Source organism: Pseudoalteromonas sp. 2CM39R, from assembly GCF_023161845.1.
In genome coordinates this window covers 141493-161725 of sequence record NZ_JALNTM010000004.1, presented here as the reverse complement: position 1 = coordinate 161725, position 20233 = coordinate 141493, and the positions used below count along the sequence as shown (strand labels likewise).

At 39.5% G+C, this 20233-nt stretch carries 20 protein-coding genes; 13 read left to right on the top strand and 7 right to left on the bottom strand.

From position 1 onward, the window contains the following. Nucleotides 1-8 precede the first annotated feature (8 nt). The 8 genes from MTF66_RS11140 to MTF66_RS11105 all read left to right on the top strand — a co-directional run bounded on the left by MTF66_RS11140 (nt 9) and on the right by MTF66_RS11105 (nt 6757). Nucleotides 9-788, top strand: coding sequence for an enoyl-CoA hydratase (locus MTF66_RS11140; protein WP_248527263.1), 780 nt, complete (start codon nt 9-11; stop codon nt 786-788). Continuing rightward, nucleotides 788-1945, top strand: coding sequence for an enoyl-CoA hydratase/isomerase family protein (locus MTF66_RS11135; protein WP_248527262.1), 1158 nt, complete (start codon nt 788-790; stop codon nt 1943-1945). Before MTF66_RS11140 ends, MTF66_RS11135 begins: the two co-directional genes overlap by 1 nt. Before the next feature lie 4 nt (nt 1946-1949). Further along, on the top strand, nt 1950-2849 hold the full coding sequence (mmsB, locus tag MTF66_RS11130; protein WP_248527261.1) for a 3-hydroxyisobutyrate dehydrogenase: 900 nt from the start codon (nt 1950-1952) through the stop codon (nt 2847-2849). 9 nt (nt 2850-2858) lie between these two features. Next, a complete protein-coding gene (locus MTF66_RS11125; RefSeq protein ID WP_008114682.1) occupies nt 2859-3629 on the top strand; it encodes an SDR family oxidoreductase in 771 nt (256 codons plus the stop codon). Nucleotides 3630-3995: 366 nt separating this feature from the next. Next, the gene (locus MTF66_RS11120; protein ID WP_248527260.1) at nt 3996-4898 is read left to right on the top strand and encodes a hypothetical protein; all 903 of its coding nucleotides are present in this window, start codon (nt 3996-3998) and stop codon (nt 4896-4898) included. Continuing rightward, complete coding sequence (locus tag MTF66_RS11115) at nt 4891-5376, top strand: Panacea domain-containing protein (protein WP_248527259.1); 486 nt, start codon at nt 4891-4893, stop codon at nt 5374-5376. Before MTF66_RS11120 ends, MTF66_RS11115 begins: the two co-directional genes overlap by 8 nt. A 45-nt stretch (nt 5377-5421) precedes the next feature. Further along, entirely contained in the window at nt 5422-5715 is a 294-nt protein-coding gene (locus MTF66_RS11110; protein WP_248527258.1) for a hypothetical protein, read from the top strand. A gap of 490 nt (nt 5716-6205) precedes the next feature. Beyond that, the gene (locus MTF66_RS11105) at nt 6206-6757 is read left to right on the top strand and encodes a cytochrome b (protein ID WP_248527257.1); all 552 of its coding nucleotides are present in this window, start codon (nt 6206-6208) and stop codon (nt 6755-6757) included. A 49-nt stretch (nt 6758-6806) separates the two neighbouring features. On the opposite strand, the gene MTF66_RS11100 is transcribed toward MTF66_RS11105, so the two are convergent. The 3 genes from MTF66_RS11100 to MTF66_RS11090 form a co-directional block, all read right to left on the bottom strand. Further along, the gene (locus MTF66_RS11100; RefSeq protein ID WP_248527256.1) at nt 6807-8258 is read right to left on the bottom strand and encodes a methyl-accepting chemotaxis protein; all 1452 of its coding nucleotides are present in this window, start codon (nt 8256-8258) and stop codon (nt 6807-6809) included. Nucleotides 8259-8537: 279 nt separating this feature from the next. Beyond that, nucleotides 8538-10055 carry a leucyl aminopeptidase gene (locus tag MTF66_RS11095; protein ID WP_248527255.1) on the bottom strand — a complete coding sequence of 506 codons (1518 nt, stop codon included), beginning with the start codon at nt 10053-10055 and terminating at the stop codon, nt 8538-8540. A 162-nt stretch (nt 10056-10217) separates the two neighbouring features. Continuing rightward, nucleotides 10218-12233, bottom strand: a complete 2016-nt coding sequence (locus tag MTF66_RS11090; protein ID WP_248527254.1) for a TonB-dependent receptor domain-containing protein — start codon at nt 12231-12233, stop codon at nt 10218-10220. Between the two features lie 212 nt (nt 12234-12445). On the opposite strand from MTF66_RS11090, the gene MTF66_RS11085 reads away from it, so the two are divergent. Together MTF66_RS11085 and MTF66_RS11080 are read left to right on the top strand one after the other, a co-directional pair. Further along, on the top strand, nt 12446-14263 hold the full coding sequence (locus MTF66_RS11085; protein ID WP_248527253.1) for a phosphotransferase: 1818 nt from the start codon (nt 12446-12448) through the stop codon (nt 14261-14263). Between the two features lie 56 nt (nt 14264-14319). After that, nucleotides 14320-14751: a DUF3859 domain-containing protein gene (locus MTF66_RS11080; RefSeq protein WP_248527252.1), complete on the top strand. Its 432-nt coding sequence runs from the start codon at nt 14320-14322 to the stop codon at nt 14749-14751. A gap of 61 nt (nt 14752-14812) precedes the next feature. Here MTF66_RS11080 and MTF66_RS11075 read toward each other — a convergent pair whose 3' ends face one another. From MTF66_RS11075 to MTF66_RS11065, 3 genes are all read right to left on the bottom strand, one after another. Then, nucleotides 14813-15229 (bottom strand): VF530 family DNA-binding protein, encoded by a 417-nt coding sequence (locus MTF66_RS11075; RefSeq protein ID WP_008114664.1) that lies wholly within the window; start codon nt 15227-15229, stop codon nt 14813-14815. A 72-nt stretch (nt 15230-15301) separates the two neighbouring features. Continuing rightward, nucleotides 15302-16294, bottom strand: coding sequence for an MDR family oxidoreductase (locus tag MTF66_RS11070; RefSeq protein ID WP_248527251.1), 993 nt, complete (start codon nt 16292-16294; stop codon nt 15302-15304). A gap of 308 nt (nt 16295-16602) precedes the next feature. Then, entirely contained in the window at nt 16603-17244 is a 642-nt protein-coding gene (locus MTF66_RS11065) for a TetR/AcrR family transcriptional regulator (RefSeq protein ID WP_248527250.1), read from the bottom strand. 375 nt (nt 17245-17619) lie between these two features. On the opposite strand from MTF66_RS11065, the gene rmf reads away from it, so the two are divergent. Further along, nucleotides 17620-17790 carry a ribosome modulation factor gene (gene rmf / locus MTF66_RS11060; RefSeq protein ID WP_008114656.1) on the top strand — a complete coding sequence of 57 codons (171 nt, stop codon included), beginning with the start codon at nt 17620-17622 and terminating at the stop codon, nt 17788-17790. Between the two features lie 63 nt (nt 17791-17853). Here rmf and fabA read toward each other — a convergent pair whose 3' ends face one another. Continuing rightward, entirely contained in the window at nt 17854-18369 is a 516-nt protein-coding gene (gene fabA / locus MTF66_RS11055; RefSeq protein ID WP_010389976.1) for a bifunctional 3-hydroxydecanoyl-ACP dehydratase/trans-2-decenoyl-ACP isomerase, read from the bottom strand. A 195-nt stretch (nt 18370-18564) separates the two neighbouring features. Here fabA and MTF66_RS11050 point away from each other — a divergent pair, with 195 nt between their 5' ends. Both MTF66_RS11050 and MTF66_RS11045 read left to right on the top strand, forming a co-directional pair. Then, complete coding sequence (locus MTF66_RS11050) at nt 18565-19422, top strand: 6-carboxytetrahydropterin synthase (RefSeq protein WP_248527249.1); 858 nt, start codon at nt 18565-18567, stop codon at nt 19420-19422. After that, complete coding sequence (locus MTF66_RS11045; protein ID WP_248527248.1) at nt 19415-20233, top strand: M23 family metallopeptidase; 819 nt, start codon at nt 19415-19417, stop codon at nt 20231-20233. Before MTF66_RS11050 ends, MTF66_RS11045 begins: the two co-directional genes overlap by 8 nt.

Genomic DNA, 20233 nt, shown 5'->3' with positions numbered 1-20233 from the left:
AGATTAGTATGTCAAATCCTAGCATTGAGTTAACTATTGAAGGCCATGTAGCTATTTTAACTATGTCGAATCCGCCAGCGAATACCTGGACGAAAGACACTTTAGTGGCGCTTAAAGACACAGTAAATCAACTCAACACCAATAAAAATATTTATGCATTAGTACTGACTGGTGAAGGCGAGAAGTTTTTTAGCGCCGGTGCCGACCTAAATGTATTTGCAGGTGGCGATAAAGGTGTAGCCGCAGATATGTCATGTGTATTTGGTGAAGCGTTTGAAGCGCTAACTAATTTTAGAGGCGTGTCGGTTGCAGCCATTAATGGTTATGCAATGGGTGGCGGGCTTGAAGTAGCGCTTGCTTGTGATATTCGTATTGCAGAAGAGCAAGCACAAATGGCATTGCCTGAAGCAAAAGTGGGTTTATTACCCTGTGCTGGTGGAACGCAAAACTTAGCATGGCTCGTTGGTGAAGGCTGGGCAAAACGCATGATTTTATGCGGTGAGCGCTTAAAAGCCGATAAAGCGCTGCAAATTGGCTTAGTGGAAGAAGTGGTTGCACAAGGTGAAAGCTTTGCAGCAGCACTAAAACTAGCTAACCAAGTGGCAGAGCAAAGCCCATCGTCGGTTGCTGCATGTAAAACACTGATTCAAAAAGGGCGTCATCAACCTATGGCAAATGCATTGCCACTGGAGCGTGAACTGTTTGTTGGTTTATTTGATACCGATGATCAGCAAGAGGGCGTTAACGCCTTTTTAGAAAAGCGTAAAGCTAATTGGGTGAATGGCTAATGAGTGAATTAACCCGTTTAAATTCAGCTGATGCTGCCGTGGTATTTGAAACGGCAACCACAGACAATGGCCGACTCATTGGTTTTGCAACGCTTAACGCGCCTAAGTCATTAAACGCGTTAAATTTTGAGATGATCAGCTTACTCGAGCCGCAACTACAGCAATGGGACAAAGACGATAACATTGCATTAGTGTTTCTTAAAGGCGCAGGTGAAAAAGCGTTTTGCGCCGGTGGCGATGTAGTGAGCTTACACAAAGCCATGAGCGAAGGAAAACCAACGTCATTGGTTGAAGAGTTTTTTACTCAAGAGTATCAGCTCGATTACCTAATTCATTGCTACAACAAACCCATTTTAGTGTGGGGTAACGGTATTGTAATGGGCGGCGGTTTAGGTTTAATGGCCGGTGCCAGTCACCGTGTGGTTACCGAAACATCACGCATTGCCATGCCAGAGCAAACCATTGGGCTTTACCCTGATGTAGGTGGCAGTTATTTTTTACATAAAATGCCCGCCCATGTTGGTTTGTTTTTAGGGCTTACCTCGGCATCTATAAATTGTGAAGACGCTAAGCTTGTATCGCTTGCCGATCACTTTATAAATGCCGATAAATACCCAGAGCTTGTTGAAGCGTTACTCAATACTAAATGGGGTAAAACAGCAAGTTTAAACCACGACAAGCTAAGTAACTTGCTTATTGAGTTAGATAACAACTCTAGCCGTATGCCTAAAGGCAATTTAAAAGCTAACTTATCGCTAATTCAAAAGTTAGGCGAGTTTGACACGTTACAGCAGCAGGTAGATTACATTTTAAACCTAACCACAGATGACAAATGGCTACAACGTGCACAAAAATCGTTGGCGCATGGTTGTCCATTAAGTTGTGCTTTAGTGAGTGAGCAGCTTAAACACAGCAAAGGCAAAAACTTAGCTGAGTGTTTTAAAATGGAATTGGGCATGTCGGTTCGTGCTGGCGAAGTGGGCGAGTTTCAAGAAGGTGTACGTGCCTTACTAATCGATAAAGACGGTACACCACAGTGGCAGTTTAAAACCTTAGCTAATGTGCCAAGCGAAGTAGTAGAGAGCTTTTTTGCAAATCGCTTTGGCGAGCAACATCCGCTAGAGCCGTACTTTTCACAACTAAATTTACAAGGGTAAAGCGATGAGTAAACTTAATATAGGATTTATTGGTTTAGGAAACATGGGCGGCCCAATGGCAGCAAACTTAGTTAAAGCAGGCCACAGTGTGCGCGTTTTTGACTTAAGTGCAGAGGCCGTTAAAGAGCTTGTGAATCATGGGGCAAGTGCGGCGCAAAGCGCTAGTGACTGTGCGCACGAGGCTGATGTGCTAATTAGCATGCTACCGGCAAGCAAACATGTTAAATCACTTTATTTAGGCACAGACGAGCAATCGGGTTTAATTAAAGTACTAAGTAAAAGCACGTTAGTGATTGATTGTTCAACCATAGATGCACAATCAGCCCGTGATGTAGGCCATGCCCTAAGCGAGCAAGGTATTGCGTTTGTTGATGCACCAGTATCGGGTGGTGTAGCAGGGGCAACAGCGGGTACGCTGACCTTTATTGTGGGTGGTGAGCAAGCTGCATTTGATAAAGCCAATACTGTATTGGTCGATATGGGTAAAAACATTTTCCATGCCGGTACTATTGGCGCAGGGCAAGTTGCTAAAATATGTAACAATATGCTGTTGAGTATTTTAATGGCAGGCACCAGTGAAGCCATTCAAATGGGCATTAATAACGGTCTCGACGCAAAAGTACTCAGCGACATAATGAGCGCAAGCTCGGGTCGTAACTGGACGTTAGAACTTTATAACCCATGCCCAGGTGTTATGGATACCGCTCCTGCAAGTAATAATTATAAACCTGGTTTTATGGTCGATTTAATGGCTAAAGACTTAGGCCTTGCTATGGAAGCAGCGCAACAAAGTAATTCACTGACGCCAATGGGCTCAATGGCTAAAAATTTATACACTATGATGCAGCACCAAGGTGCAGGCAGTGATGATTTTAGTGCCATTTTTAAATTGTTTTCGAAGTAGGAAAGTATTGTGGAAATAAAAAATAATACCGTAGTTATTACCGGTGGCGCACAAGGGTTAGGCTTTGCTATGGCGCAAAAGTTTGCCTTAATGGGCGCTAATATTGCCTTAATTGATATGGCGCAAGCCCAATTAAATGAAGCAACCGAGCAACTATCTGCATTAGCAGGCGTAACAGGCACTATTAAAGGCTACAGCGCTAATGTAACGGTAGAGAGCGAAGTTGAAGACGTATTTAATACCATTAATAGTGACTTTGGTCACATTGGGGTATTAATTAATAACGCCGGCATTTTACGCGATGGCATGTTTATAAAAGCCAAAGACGGAAAAGTGGTTAAAAAAATGTCGCTTGATCAATTTCAATCAGTGATTGACGTTAACCTAACAGGTGTATTTTTAGCAGGGCGCGAAGCTGCAAGCCACATGATTGAATCAGGCAAAGGCGGCGTAATTGTAAACATGTCGAGCGTAGCGCGTGCGGGTAATATTGGTCAAACAAATTACGCTGCCTCAAAAGCCGGTGTTGTGGCACTCACCACTACATGGGCTAAAGAGCTTGGCCGTTTTGGTATTCGCGTTGGCGCCATTGCCCCGGGTGTTATTAGCACCGCCATGACCGATGTAATGAAGCCAGAAGCCAAACAGCGCATGCTTGCTGTAACACCCGTAGGGCGCTTAGGTGAAACCGCTGAAATAGCCCATACTGCTCAGTATATTATCGAAAACGACTTTTTCACTGGCCGTGTAGTAGAGATAGACGGCGGCATACGTTTATAACTTTGTTAGATCTAGTTTAATTATTGAAAGCACAGCTCTTTTGGCTGTGCTTTTTTGTTTTAAATCGCACCATTATAATTTAATCATGGTTAGAAACAGGGGTTTCATAAACGATATTCAAATAAAAAAGGACACTGTATATATAGACAGTTAATGGTGTTTTGTCCAATAACATTATTAAAAGTCGTTTTGGTATATTTTAACATCGATAATTTTATAACTTGCGTAATAACTTGTTTACATTGAAGTTATTTAGTGGAATTATTGAGCCATGTTAATATACGCCGTTTTGGGGTTTTATAACCCCCAAAAGTGGTGTTCAATAAGCTGTTAGATGCACAGAAAAAATCAATATTGGAGTAATTGATGTCGAATATTTTGAGAGCTTACGCTTTCCCAATGTTTCAGCTCATAGGAGTTGTTGGGATCTCTGTTTGTTCTTTATGGTTTAGTGGTTGGTACAGCCAAGGAGAAAAGGACTACATCTCTAGTTTTAACTCATTGCCAAAGAATCAACAAAAACCCATAAGTACAGCCTCATTTTGGGATGTTACATCACATAATGCACTATCTTTTACTAAGCCTGTCCCATATACCGCATTAGCGTTAGCTATTGGATTGGTTGGCGGTTTTGGCGGGTTTAGAAATCAAAATAAAATTAATATGTATGATGATTTGGAAGCGAAATATAGGGCTGAGAAAAGTAACCATGGTGAAACCCAACGGAACTACTATGAAGCAATTGGTTATATTATCCAATCTATTTTTGTGTCTACAGATGATGCCTATGATCGTACCTGCAGGGTGACAATTTATAGACATACAAATGATGACCACTTACAGAGAATTTTTAGGCATGCTGCTCAATCTCGATTCGAGCATGGGGGGAGGCTTAGAATACCTGATAATGAAGGCATTGTAGGCGCTGCGTGGCTCAATGATGGTATTGCACATGTATCGCTACAGCATGGTTTCTCTACACAGAGCTATAACCAACAACTCGAGAAAGAATTAGCACAGCACGGTGCCAATTTGCCTAGTTCTACAACAAGAATGCCAACTAGAGACTATTTCGCTATGGCTGTTCGTGGTCCTGATAGAACCAAAATGGCTGTCATTGTTTTAGAAAGCACTGAGCCTGATACATTCAGTCGGGAAAGGCTTGAAAAACTCATTTCTCAGGAAAATGGGGATATAGCCAAATATATCCAGCATAAAGGAAAGCTAGACGAGATTCTGAACCCTGATGGAGATTTAGAAAATGGCTAGAATCAAAGATGTTACCGCCTATGTATGTGCAAAATATCCACACAAAGATGAATTATCTAAAGCTAGGGTGACTAAACTTGTTTACTTGGCTGACTGGAAGGCTGCCCAGAGAAACAATAAGCAGTTAACTAAAATTGAATGGTACTTCCATAATTATGGACCTTACGTTGATGCTGTTGTTAATTCTGCGCTAAAAGATCCAAGGTTTGATGTGGTTTCTACATCAACGATGTATGGGGATTCAAAAACTCTTTTTTCTATAAAAAGTGACGCTAAATTTGAAAAAGGCCTTAACGAAGAAGAACGTAATATTATAGATAGTGTAATCAGTGAAACGAAAAATTTGTATTGGGATTCATTTATCAAACATGTTTATGATACTTATCCTATTCGCGTTACTGATAGACATAAAACACTGAATCTAGTTGCTTTGGCTAAGCAAGAAGCATCTAACAAGCAAAGTCAGTCGGACGAGTAAACGCGCCGCTGCTTTGGGCGTTATGTTTAAAATGAAGCTCACGGAATGATGAAAGTAGTCGAATATCACAGAGCATTTTACTTCCTACTAGAAATGGATAGTGAGTATTATATTGATGTTAATTGCAGTCGTGGCCCAGTAGGTTTTTCTGTTACCGTCCAACTCAATGGTTCCGAAAAGATGCATTACAAAAACCAAGGCTCTGACTTCTCGTACAACCTAGCAGAGGTAATAATGCAAAAATCTGACCCAATGCATCCACGTAATATTCAAGACAAAGAATTATTGAGTTTGGTGCATGAGTCAATTATGCAATGGAAGAAACAAACGGGTAGCTAATGCGTAACGAATCAAAGGGGTCAAATCTTGACTTCAGACATCAATGAACCAAAGGGGTCAAATCTTGACTTCAGACATCATAGAATCAAAGGGGTCAAATCTTGACTTCAGACATCAATGAACCAAAGGGGGCAAATCTTGACTTTAGGCATCATAAGAGCCAATTCTTCAAGCTTTGGCTAGTATAAATCACTCGTCGTTCTCGATACTCTTTCATTTGCTGCTGTTTATTATTTTTAAAACACGTTAATTGTTTAAAACGGTAACTTAAGGTTGCCGTTTTTTTATGTCGACTATTTAAGTTTATTTTAAGCTTGTTCAGTTATTGTAACTAATACTTAAATTCCAGAATCATTAAATCATTGAACTGAATTAGTAACTCATTTTATGTTTTAGATCATTAAACAGTGAGTGATTAAAGGTTAGCCTGTAAATGTATACTCATACGCATAAGTGGCTTTTAACTTTAATGCGTTTATTAGGAGGTATTATGAATTTTAAAAATACAGATACTCATTACAATACACTTTCTGTTGCTTTGCATTGGTTGATGTTTATTTTAATTGTCACTGTGTACGGCAGTATTGAACTTCGTGAATTATTTGAAAAGGGTACCGAAACGCGTGATGCCTTTAAAATGTGGCATTTTATGTTGGGTTTATCGGTTTTAGCCTTAGTAAGCGTGAGGGTAGTTGCGCGTGTAGTGGGTGGTGCAGCACCTGCCATACAACCTGAGCCTGCAAAGTGGCAAAATAAGTTAGCTAAATTTGTACACCTTGCGCTGTATGTGTTTATGTTTGCTATGCCAATTGCGGGTTGGTTAATATTAAGTATGGCAGGTAAACCTGTGCCATTTTTTGGTTTAGAGTTGCCTCCATTGGCAAGTGAAAACAAAGAGCTTGGTAAAACCATTAAAGAAATACACGAAACAGCGGGCGAAGTGGGGTATTACGTAATAGGCTTACATGCGGCGGCTGCATTATTTCATCATTACATTTTGGCTGATAATACCTTTAAACGTATGCTGTTTTCTAAAAAATAAACACATCATCTATAAAAAGGGAGACCATGTGTCTCCCTTTTTATATTAATTAATGAGTTGTACTCTTAAACCCTATTCTAAACCCGCCCCAATGTTTACCGTTTACATAAATTGGCACCGAAAGGTCATGCAGTATTTCACCGGTATCACGTTTATAGGTTTGTAATAAAAAGCTTTCGGTGTGGCTACCACAGCGAATTCCTGTCGGGTCATTAAAAATACGTTTAGTACGGTTGTTTACTAAATCTTTTTCAAAGTTATCGGTTAGGGCTTGGCTATAGCGTTTGTTATGAGTAGGAAAGTAGCCCTTTGTATCAACGGCTCCTGCAAAAATTATGTCTTTATTTTCCAGTATTGGTTCTTGTATAGCCGGCAGTGATTGATCTGTAAGTTTATCGTAATCGGTTGTGTACTTGGTTGGATTAGTATTCTCGATGGGTTTATAGTTTTGCGAAAAAAGTTGTTGCTGGGTTATTTTTCCGCTTTGGATCCAACCCTCAAAACATTCGCCAATTGCTTTACTGGCGTTTTTAGCCGATATCAGGATTGGTTTAAAGAATGCGTCATACTCTATGTTTTCAAGCTCTCTAAATATTGATTCTGATCCCAGCGATAAAGAAGACGCTTGCTGAGAAATTGTACTGCCTTTTTTAGTAACTTCGCCCAATAAACTACTGATGCTAGTGACTGAGCTATTTATTTGTGTGGTTGCATGCTGAAATGCAGAAACAGACTGATGCATACTATCAAGCGCGGTAGATGAGGCACCAATATCTTGGTTAATTGTTAAAAAGGATTGAGTCACGTTTTCAAGCTCTGATTTTACAGAAATACTTTGCTGTGAAACCTGCTTCATATCTTCATTGGTTTTTATACTGTTGGCGTTAATGTCTGTGAGCATGTCAGCAATTTGTTTGGTTGCTTCATTGGTTTTATTTGCAAGATTACGCACTTCGTCGGCAACAACCGCAAAACCACGACCTTGCTCACCTGCACGAGCGGCCTCTATGGCTGCATTTAAAGCAAGTAGATTGGTTTGCTCTGCAATGTTTTGAATAACTTGGGTAATGCTTTGTATATCACTGGCACTTTTTAATAATAAATCTAATTGCTGGGCGACTTTATCTATAGAGCCTGATAACGAATCAATTTGGCTGGTGGCCGTTTGTAAGCGGCTATCGGCAGAGCTTGAGGCTTGCGCTGTTTGTACCATTGCTTGATTAATAGTGGTCATGCTGTCACTGAGTTCAGTACTATTTTGTGAAAGCTCGTGTGTGGCACGCCCGACAGTTTCACTCTCGTTATAACAAGCGTCTATTTCTTTAGATAAGCTATCAACATAAAATGACACTTCAGCTGCGCCTATGGCATTTTTTGAGGTGGCTTTGGTAATGTTTTGTGCAATTTTGTTATTGAACGACTGCACGGCACCTAGTGACGAATTGTTATTTGCTGATTCAGATTTTGCTGGTTTTATATAAAAAATTGCAGATAACAGCACTATAATTGCTGCAGCAATGGTGGAGAGCTATTCAAAATAGAAAAGAAAACAAATGCTTAAATAAAAAATGCTGTAGAGCAGGTAGGATATTTTCATTCCTTTGACCTCGTTACTAATTGTTCCTTCTATCTTTGATTATAAATCAAACAAAATCAAATAATAGACACACTTTTAAGGATTTATTAATAGTGATGTATTGAGCTCTATAAAACCGTTTTCGTACAAAAAGCGCCAAAGTAGTAAACCTACTTTGGCGCTTTTATTAGTATTAATAAACAATTAGTTAGCTAATAACCATTCGCTTAATAAGCGAACACCAAACCCCGTTCCCCCTGGTGAAAGCTCATCTTTACCTTTTTTCACTAAGGCATTACCTGCAATATCGATATGCACCCAACGGGTTTCACCAGCAAAATGCTCTAAGAAAGTAGCGGCTGTGGTTGCACCAGGGCCACCTGAACCTACATTTGTTATATCAGCAATGTCAGACTTCAACATATCTTTATAACCTAATGGTAAGCGCCATAGGTTTTCGTTTACTTGTTTACCTGCAAGGGTAAGTTGCGATACTAGCGTGTCATCATCAGAGAATACCGCTGCGTATTCATTACCAACAGCACGAATTTTAGAACCGGTAAGTGTTGCAACATCAATCATGATCTCTGGTTTGTAGTGCTCACGTGCATACCACATTGCATCACTTAGTACTAAACGACCTTCAGCATCGGTATTTAAAATTTCTACACTTAAGCCTTCAGCTGTGCGAACAACATCGCCAGGAGCTACAGCAAATTGCGACACCATATTAGCTGCCATGCCCATAACGGCTACGACGTTTTTATCGGCTTTAGCTAACGCCATTGCTTTTACAGTACCAAGCACTGCAGCAGCACCGGCCATGTCTGATTTCATACGTGCAATAGACGCACCGGTTTTAATGCTGTAACCACCTGAGTCGAACGTAATACCTTTACCAACAAGAGCAATAGGGGCATCGTTAGAGCCTTTATAATGAGCTACTACTAAACGTGCACCTTGCTGGCTACCTCTACCTACAGCTTCTAATGCGCCCATGCCTAGCTCTTTTAGTTCTTTAGGCTCTAACACTTTGATAGTAACCCCTAACGACGCTAACTCTTTTGCTGCATTGGCAAAATCAACCGGCGTCATTTCTGTAGCCACTTCTGAGGTTAAATCGCGTGCTAAAAATACACCTGCTTGAACACTCTCTAATTGGCTGTAAAGCTTGCGAGTTTGCTTGGTGTTATCAACATCAAACGTATAACTAACTGTTTCAGTGTTTGGTTCTTTTTTGTAGTTTTCAAAACGGTGATCGCGTAGGTTTGCACCATGGGCAAAATTAGCAGCAAGCGCAGCATTATCATTTGCGCCAGTTACATCATCAAAAATAACGCTGGCTGTGCCTGCTTTAGCTTTAACTAGGCGAGCATGAATATTACCACCTAACTTAGCCGCTTTTGCTTTATTTAATTCGTCTGCTTTACCTGTACCTACAACCAAAATACGGCTGTAGTTACTTTTACTTGGCGCGACAAGTTGCGCGACTTTTGCGTAATCGCCAGTGAAGTTTTCTATATCGATAACACGTTGTAATTGGCCATCAAATTGTTTATCAAGTGTTTTAAATTGGCTGTTGCTGCCATCTTGGCTATAAAATACAACCAGCGTATTTGCGTCGCTGTCTACTTTTGTAGAAAAATTAAAGTCTGCTGCTTGTGCATTAATACACATACCCAGTGCAAGCGCGATTGAAGAGGCTTTTATAATACGTTTCATTTTTTAACCTAAGAATAATTTAAAGGGGTGTTTTACCTTATTTAGCCTACTGTAGTTAAGTAGGATACGGTGAAACAGCAAATAACAACGATATAGTTACTTTTTTCTGTTATTTTCGCTCTATAAATCATTTTCATTCGTTTTTATTGTCAGAGGCGGAATTTAAAATAATAAGCTAAAACTTAATCGGGCAGTTCTTGGCTCTATAGGGTGAAAGTGATTATCTTCAACGCCATCAATGGGCTCATTAGGTAAGCGCGATGAATAATAATAATCAATATCATGGTCTCTGCTGTTAAATAAATTCAGTAACTCAAACTCTACTTGCCAATGAGTTTGCTGATAACTTATAGAGCTATTAACTACGGTTAATGGCTCCGAGCGTTTTTCTCCGTCACTTGTTAATGTGCGTTTACCTATATGGCGAATACGTAACGATGACTGCCATTGTTCTGTTAAATGCCAATTTAAGCCAGCGCTTGCGACAACGGGTACTGCACCTTCTATATAGTTTTTGACATTATTTATGCTTAAACGAGAGTGGGTAAATGATGCTTCAGCATCAAGACTAAAACTATTATTAACCCAATAATAGGCGCTCATTTCTATACCATAGCGCTCAGAGGCATCACTAGGCTCTGTATTACCTGCATCGCCAACAAATAGAAGTTCTGAGTCGAGGTTTAACCACCATAATGCAGCCGATAAGTTAAATGTTTTTGGTTCAGCAAACCTTAAACCAATTTCAGCGCCTTCACTTTTTACCAGTAAATCTACTTGCTCTGATTTATCTAATGTAACAGGGTCTACATTAATTGTTGCTCCACGAGCATCATTTGAATGAAATGACTGACCCCAATTAGCATAGGCGGCTACTAAATCGGTAAATTGGTAGTTTAAACTAGCTTTTAAACTCACTAAATCATCGTTTTGACTACCCGAATTAGCTGAAATATTGCTATTAACATCAACGTTATAGTAGTCGTATCGAATACCTAAGCTTGCTTCTAGATTGGTACTTAAAAAAAGCTTTGATCCCCAATGGGCTGAGTAACTAGTTTGATTTAAATCGTCTTGTCTTACTGTAGATAATCGCTTTCTTTTTTTTGTGTTATATAAGCCAACGTTATCAATGTTGGTATGATGAAGTGCTAAGCCTGCCGTATGTTGCATGTTAATAGCTAGCATTTTGGTATCAAACTGATAATTAAATTCGCCACCATATACTTTACGACTGTCTTTTTGGTTAAATTGATCGCCATTAACAGGATCATTTAAAAAATAGCTAAAATTTGAGTATAAATCTAAGTCATAACTTATTGCGTATGCATTTACCTTTAGGTTTTCACCTTGCCAAACGGTCGATAAACTATAGCGGCTAGAATTGCCACCTAATGACGTATCTAAAGAGCCAAGCTGAGAAATTAACCCTTGAGAAACTGCGCGCTTAGGGATTTGGTCAGCTGAATTCCAGCTGTTGTCATAGGCCATAGCACTGAGGGTAAAATCGCCATTAAATGCTTTGCCAACATATCGAAGGAGTGCGTTTTTTTTATTAACAGATTCATTAATATCATCCCATGGACCGGAGTATCCTTGCCACTCAGCTGCGGCCATTAGTTTACCTTTTGTAACATCAGTTGAAGCGAGTACTGTGGCTCGCTTGTAGTTATCTTCTCCAATACTAAGACTTACTTGTTGATGAGTTAGTGTATCTATAAGATTAAAATTTGCGCTCCCAGCTGATGAAAAGTCTCCTTGGGTAGCGCTATAAGATCCTTTCTGATAATTAATGCTTGATATAGATTCTGGAATAATAAAATTTAAATCGGTATAGCCTTGACCGTGCCCATGGCTAGGTAAATTTATTGGCATACCATCAATATTAGTGGCGAAATCTGTTCCGTGATCTAAATTAAAGCCTCTTATAAAGTATTGATTCGCTTTTCCTGAGCCACTATGTTGAGTTACTGCCATACTTGGGATCAGTTCCAACAATTCTGCACTTCTTAACATAGGACGTTGTTGAATCTCGCCTTGCCCAATAATACCGCTTGAGGCACTAATAGACTCGCCAATTAGGCTATCTCTGTGTCCGTAAACGGTTAATTTCTCTATGCTTGCTTGTGCATAACTAAACGGTAAAATTCCTAATGTTATAAATGCTAGTTTCTTCACGCTTAAAGTCCTTTAAATCATTATTCTTTAATTAGATGTCATTAAGCAACGGCCAGAACAGGATATTGGATGCAATATTTTTTATTATTTATGTTTTTATCAATCATATTTATAACTGCAGATAAAAACAAAGCTATAAGCTATTGTAATCTCTTTATATAAAACTAATAATCGAAGGGCGTTTTTACACCTTATTATTTTGAGTACATGCATTGAAAGCAAAAGAAATTCGCAACTTTTATATTAACGAAGAACAGTCTGTTTATTTGTTATCGCACCGTGATGCTAAAAAGCATCGTCAATGGCTTAACATTTGTATTAAACAGCTAACACTACTTGGTTATAAAAATGTTGAAATGATTGGCTCTGGTGCGTTTGGCTTTGTTTTTGCGGGTGATGATGAACATGGCCTGCAGTGGGTGTTTAAATTTTCAAGAATAACGCTGGCACAAAGTGTACGAGATCGCCTTGAAGACGAAGCGTATATGCTGTCTCAAATTGATAATCCGCTAATACCAAAATTTTATGGCTTTGAGCGGATTAAAAAACAGGGCATTTTAATGATGGCCCGTGCAGTAGGTGAAGACCTTGAAAAAGTATCACTTAAGCAAGGGCGGTTATCTGCCGCAAAAATAATGAACTTAGCGGTAAAATTGAGAAATGTGTTGCTTGATTTACGCCATCATAAAAATGGATTAAGCCCACAACCTATTGTGCATGGCGATATTAAACCCTCTAACTTGGTGTGGGATGAAAAAGCCAAGCAGCTTTCATTGGTTGATTGGGGAAGTTCGGTATATGCCCAAGTAGATGAACAAGGCAACCCTATTGCCAGTAATTTTATGGATTTAATGTCGGGTGATTTAAGCACCACTAACGCGCGAATGGGTGATGTGTATTTTATTGGTGATGCGCAAATGTCTGGCGAAAAGTCATCCCCTCGTTTTGATGAGCAGGGGGTTGCATCAACTTTGTATGCACTTGCATCGGCTCAGTCTTGTCGATTTGGCGCTCAGGCTATTCCGGCCAGTAGTTTAATGCTCCCTAAAGAGCTGGCGAATGTAATTGACGGCATGCTTTCAAAAGAGCGTAGTGTAAGGGATAAAGCCGGCGACTATTTTATGCGTAACATAGAAACTATGGCAAAAGCATTTTTACCAGAGCTACCAAAGCAAGACACTAAAGCACGCATTCCTTTTTGGTTTAGCCAAGATCCTGAGCCCGAAACCGTTGTATATAGTTCCCGAAAACAGTTTTTACGCCAAGCCGATCATAAACAACAACTACTCGATGTTAACGATGCCCAGTTAGATAGGTATTATAAAGAATTTTTATTTGATACCGGAGATACCGAAAAAGCGTTTTTAGCCTCAATTAGTCGCTTAGCGAAATACCCAGTAGTAGGGGGGCTGAGTTTTCATTGGAAAGATGATTCTTTGTATGTTGAGTCATCACTTATTATGCACGATGAAGCTTTAGCCACCGCGTTTACTGATGCGGTAAATAATACTGTAATGCTGGCACAAGCGATTAGTCAAAAAGGCTTATTTAAGTGTTGTTTATTTGATGCCCGTAAAACGATTCAGCTAGAACGCGATGGCACCGGTGCGTTTAAATTTAACCAGTTACCTGAGCTTGACTATGAAGTGGTTAATGTAAAAGCCAGCGATGTAACCCGTCCGCACTCATATTTTGAAGATGGTAAAGATCCCGATGAGCAACTGCAACTGCCTAAAAAGGTGATTAAATGTGTATTTGAGCTAAACCAGATACATCATACGGGTTGTATTATTTTTGAAGCACTACCAGATAGGATGAAAATTCACCATTACTATCGATTACTCGATGCTAGTAAAGAAGTTGAATTTAAACGTTTGCTAAATAAACTCATGCAGTACGCTGTTAATATAACTGATGTTGGGGTCGCTGGTTTTATGAAGTTGCCGTATAAAAATACTCGCGAGTTTAGTTTATGCGAGCAGCAACCCAGCAATTATTATCCTAAAAATCCAAAACAACTACTTAATTAATAAGTCACTCGCTGAGGCTGGTGGCTTAACAATAGAAAGAAAAAATAGAAAGTTAAATGGCAAAATCTAAACCACAAATTACATTAGAAAGTTACGGTATATATTCCAACTGGGACAAAGCCAGTAAATCGTTACCACAAATCACGCAATTCACCACAAAGGTAACCGCGTGTATTGATGTGGAATTTGGCCTAATAGTAAATATCAAAAAAGCCAAAGGCGAAAAGCTACATTATTGTATTTATCACCCCGGTATTATAGATGCCGATGGCGAAGTGATGCAGCCTTTTGAGGGAACAGTGTATGTTAAAGATAACGATTGGTCGTTTTATTTAGGCGACACCGTGTGGGAGCCTATAGAAGATAAAATAGGTGACTGGCGCATGACCTTGTCTTTAGCAGGTAAAATCATTGCTGATAAGACATTTAATCTAATCAATGAAAAAACCAAAACTGAAGACGACTTTTGGAAACACCGAGGCTATTAATTTCCTCAATAAGCAAAAACAAAAAAGCTAACAATAAAGTTAGCTCTTTTATTAAATTAGCTTAGTTACCCCAAGGGTTACTTGAATTTGAACGTTGTTTACGAGTACGGGCACGTTGTTTGGCTGCTTTTTTCTCTTGAATACGCTTAGCATCAGAAAAACTTAACTCGCATGGTTCACCCGGCTTATCACCCTCAGGGATAATACGGTCGCGTGGCGGTAGTTCGTATTGTACGTCATCTGGGCGTGGTAAGTTTTTAAGGCGGTACAAATAGAAATTATCTACTTTTTGTTGTGCCCACTCGGTTTTACGTAAAAATTTAACTGCTGATTTAATGTCAGGGTTATTTTTAAAGCAGTTGAGTTGTAAGTAGGCATGCAGGAGTTCCCACCCATATTGCTCAACCAGTTCTTCAACCACTTGCTCTAATTTAACGCCTTGCAGTGGGTTATTACTGAAAAGTTCTTGGTTGCTCATAGGTGCTCTCTCGTTATTAAAAATACGGCCAGTATTATAAATTTAATAACGAGAGTTTAATAGCAAAAATGCTTAACTTTGACAATTAACCACAACACGACCACGAATTTGGCCCTGCATGAGCTGTTCGGCATTTTCAATAACCTGATCAAGTGTGATTTCGGTCGAAATTTTATCTAAGTAATCGCTACTAACTAGGGATGCTAAACGATCCCATGCTTCAACACGATCCGCTTTAGGACGCATTACGCTATCAATACCCATCAAAGAAATACCACGTAAAATAAATGGCGCCACAGACGCTGGCAAATCCATACCTTGTGCAAGCCCACAAGCTGTTACTACACCACCGTATTTAAGTGAGGCACAAATATTAGCAAGTGTGTGACTACCTACAGAATCAATTGCAGCAGCAAAGCGTTCTTTTTGCAGTGGTTTACCTGGGTTTGAAAACTCGTTCCTATCAATTACATTAGTTGCACCTAATGATTTTAAATAGTCAGCTTGTTCCATGCGACCTGTTGCTGCGGTTACTTGATAACCTAGCTGGCTTAGTAAATAAATAGCAAAACTGCCTACGCCACCATTAGCACCGGTGACTAACACTTCACCTGAGTCAGGAGTGATCCCTTGTTTTTCAAGGGCAATTACGCTTAGCATTGCCGTATAACCGGCAGTACCAATTTGCATAGCTTGTTTAGCTGATAAGTTGGCGGGTAGGGGAATTAACCAATCGCTGCTAAGAGCCGCTTTTTGGGCTAGGCCACCCCAGTGTTTTTCGCCGACACCAAAGCCATTTAAAATAACCTTATCACCAGCTTTAAATTCTTCACTGTCGCTGTTAGTAACTGTACCGACTAAATCAATGCCAGGTACCATAGGAAAGCTGCGAACTACAGGACCTTTGCCAGTAATGGCTAAGCCATCTTTGTAATTTAGGGTACTGTACAGTACGTCAATTAATACATTTTCGTTTGGTAGATCGTCACTGTTTATGCTGCTTAAAGTGGCACTGTAGTCGTCGTCTTGCTTGTCTATAACAATAGCTTTAATAGGATTGCTCATTAGATTTCCTTTTAGACCGATCGTCTTTAAATTGATAATAAAAAATGCATCAACAGGGTCTGATGATCTTTGTAGATTAAAATTTGTTCAAATTAGGGGCGATTTAATTGCGGCGCGAGATTTGTAACCTAGTGGGCTAAGTAAAAACCGAGCAACAAAGAGTAAATCGCCCCTAGGCAGAACCCAAAGGGCAGCGCCTGTTTGGCATTAATGCTGCGTTATCGCCTATTTATGGGGAATAACCACACCACATAGGCTCTGCCTTGCCTAAATACCAAACAGACTGCTGCAAATTTAACCTTGAAAGATCAACAGACCCTAATTAATGCGCGTAAAAACATTTCTGTGTATAAAGTCAGTGGTTTGCTTGATTGTGTTAGTTTAGCTCGCATTACTGCGCCTTCCCAACCAATCCAAAAAAATTCACTCATTTGTGTAGTATCAACATCAGTTTTAATAGTGTGTTGCTGTTGAGCCAAGTCTAAGCACTGTGTTAACTGTGCTTGCCAAGCATGGTAACTCTGCATTAGGCGTATTTTAAACTCGTCACTTAAATGATTGAGTTCTTGGTTTAAATTACCTACTAAACAACCGCGTTTGTAATCATATTTTTGCATCCCAGCTATAGCACTTTGGGTAAAGTTAACAATGCGTTCTAGGGGCGGTACTTCAGGTTGCTCTAAATAAAACTTAAGTTTAGCTATAAAAAACGTGTCGTACGCATCAACCAAAGCTAAGCCAAATGCTTCTTTATTTTTAAAGTAATGATAAAACGAGCCCTTAGGGACTTTGGCTTTTTTTAATATGGTGTCGAGCCCTGTGGCACTAAAACCAAACTCAGTGAGGGTTTCTAATCCCACACGAAGGAGCAACGCTTTAGTGTCTGCGTTGTCTCTGGCTATTTTGGGTGGGCGGCCACGCCTATTTGTAACTGATGATATTTTATTCATAACTTATATTAGACCGATCGGTTTTAAATAATCAAGCTTTTATTTGCAATCTTTTTAAAACAACGAAATCTGTTCATTTTTCGATTACAAATTAATGAGGAACTTTAGCTTATGTTGCCAGTCACAAATATGACACTTATGTGTTTTTGAGCCGATATGTCGGAACATTTAAATAAAGTTATATAGGTTAAAGTTGACTAAGTTTGAGCAGTAAATTTATTTTTTAATTAATTTATCATTGCATCAGCAGCTTAGTTAAAGTCAAACAAATTAATTGTATTTTGTGTTTGAATTAAACATTTTTGTTGGCTATTTATTAAATGTAGATGAACTTTATGCTACAAAAATATAAATATAAAGGTGAGGATTTTACCGATGAAGAGACAGAAAAGAGATCGTTTAGAAAGAGCTCATTCTCAAGGTTTTAAAGCAGGTTTAGCTGGTCGCTCAAAAGAGCACTGCCCTTATCAACAAGTTGATCCTAAGTCTGAGTGGCTTGGTGGTTGGCGCGAGGCAATAGAAAATCGCAATATGTATAAAACATAAACTCATAACGAATTAAAGCAAAAAGGCCTCCAAATGGAGGCCTTTTTGTTGCGTGTTTTAAACTTAAAACGCGCTGGTATCTTGGAACAAGCCTACCTTTAAATCTTTTGCTTCGTAGATCACGCGGCCATCTACTTCTACGGTTCCATCAGCCATACCCATAAACAATTTACGCTTAATAACGCGTTTCATGTCTAGGCGGTAGGTTACTTTTTTAGCTGTTGGCAATATTTGACCGGTAAATTTAACTTCACCTACACCGAGTGCACGACCAAGACCAGGACCACCAGACCAACCTAAGAAAAAGCCGACAAGTTGCCACATAGCATCTAAGCCTAAACAACCAGGCATTACTGGGTCGCCTTTAAAATGACAGTCGAAAAACCAAAGGCTAGGGTCGATATCTAGCTCTGCAACTATTTGACCTTTACCATGTTCACCACCGTCATCGGTAATTGAAATGATACGATCCATCATTAACATGTTGTCACTTGGCAAACGACAATTTCCTTCACCAAACATTTCACCTTGACCACAAAGGATCAAATCTTCTTTTGTATAGCTATTTTTAGGTTCCATAACACTTTATCTTTGCTTAGAAATTGCCCCGTACTTTAGCGTACACTTGTACGCTAAACAACTCGGAGCAGTTAAAAAATGGTTTAATTATAAGCAATCAGTAAATGCAACTGATTTTAGTATGATTAAACCGCGCAATTACTAACAGAAATCATTATAATTGGGGCTGACTTTTAATCAGTTTAAAGGAAATTTATGACCCTTTTTGTTAACTCACTCACTGTGATTGATTTTTCTTACTTATGCAATAAACGCGGTGCAGTTGGCGAAAGTTGGATTGTTGATTTGACTTTACATGGCAAACTAAACGAAGAGTCTATGGTTTTAGACTTTGGCTTAGTTAAAAAGCAAATTAAAGGCATTATTGATGAGTGTATAGATCACCGTTTAGCTGTCCCTAACAACATAAACGGCAGCATCAACGAGTTTGCTGATCACAAAACATTAGATTGTACATTTGCTGATAACAAGCACCTTGCAATGAGTGCACCTCATCAAGCATATTGCTTAATAGATACTGATGAGATTAACGTTGAATCAGTAACAGAGTACTTAGTTGCCACAATACTGCCACAGCTTCCTGATAATATTGAAAAGATTGAGTTGGTGTTAAAGCCTGAGCACAGTCAGAGCTTTTATTACCACTATAGCCATGGCCTTAAAAAGCATGATGGTAATTGCCAGCGTATTATTCATGGTCATCGCTCACAAATTGGTATAAGCCTTGGCGGTATTTCTATGCCTCGTTTGCAAAAACAGTGGGCTGATAAATGGCGTGATATTTACTTAGCAACTAGTGAAGATCAAATAAACGCCTCTGAATTAAAACATATCTCAGCTAAAAGTGATGATGTTTGTTTTGCGTATACTGCGGCGCAAGGTTACTTTGAAATGGCTATTAGTGAATCACGTTGCGACATTTTACCAATTGATACCACGGTAGAATGTATTGCTGACTACATTGCCAGCCAAGTGAAATTAGAGCACCCAGAAAAAGACGTTAAAATTACCGCCTATGAAGGTGTTGGAAAGGGGTCGATTAGTTATGCTTAAATCCTTATTAGTTTCGGCGTTAATTGTATCAACTAGCTTTAGTGCTATAGCGCTTGAGCTAAAAGGGCATTTAACTCAAGGCGGCCTAGTAACAGGGCAATTAGATAACGCTAAGTCGGTAAGCCTCAATGGTAAGTCGTTAAAACTTGCTGATAATGGGTTATTTGTATTTGGTTTTGGCCGTGATGCAAAACCTGTACATACATTAAGCTGGGTAGATAAAACCGGTAAAGGCCACAGCCAAGATTTAGTTATTACTCTTCGCGATTACGATATAGATAAAATTACCGGTGTTGCTAAAAAATACGTATCGCCGCCAAAAGCAGTAAGTGAACGTATAAGCCGTGAAGCGATCGCAGTTCGAAAAGCACGGGCTGTTAACTCTGATTTAGAATACTTTTTAGAGCCAGTACTTAGGCCTGCAAAAGGGCGCATTTCAGGTGTTTATGGTAGCCAACGTTACTTTAATGGCGAACCTCGCAGGCCACACTTTGGTTTAGATATAGCAAACAAAACAGGTTCACCTGTGTATGCACCGATCAGCGGAACCGTGGTGTTTGCTGAACCAGATTTATATTACTCTGGTGGTACTTTGATTTTAGATCATGGGCATGGGGTTACTTCTACTTATATTCATTTAAGTAAGCTTGATGTAAAAGTAGGGCAGAAGATTGAACAAGGTACAAAGGTAGCTGAAATAGGTGCTACGGGCCGTGTAACTGGGCCGCATTTAGATTGGCGATTTAATTGGCAAGGTGAACGCCTTGACCCTGCATTATTAATGCAAGACACATTAGCTAACAAAAAGTAG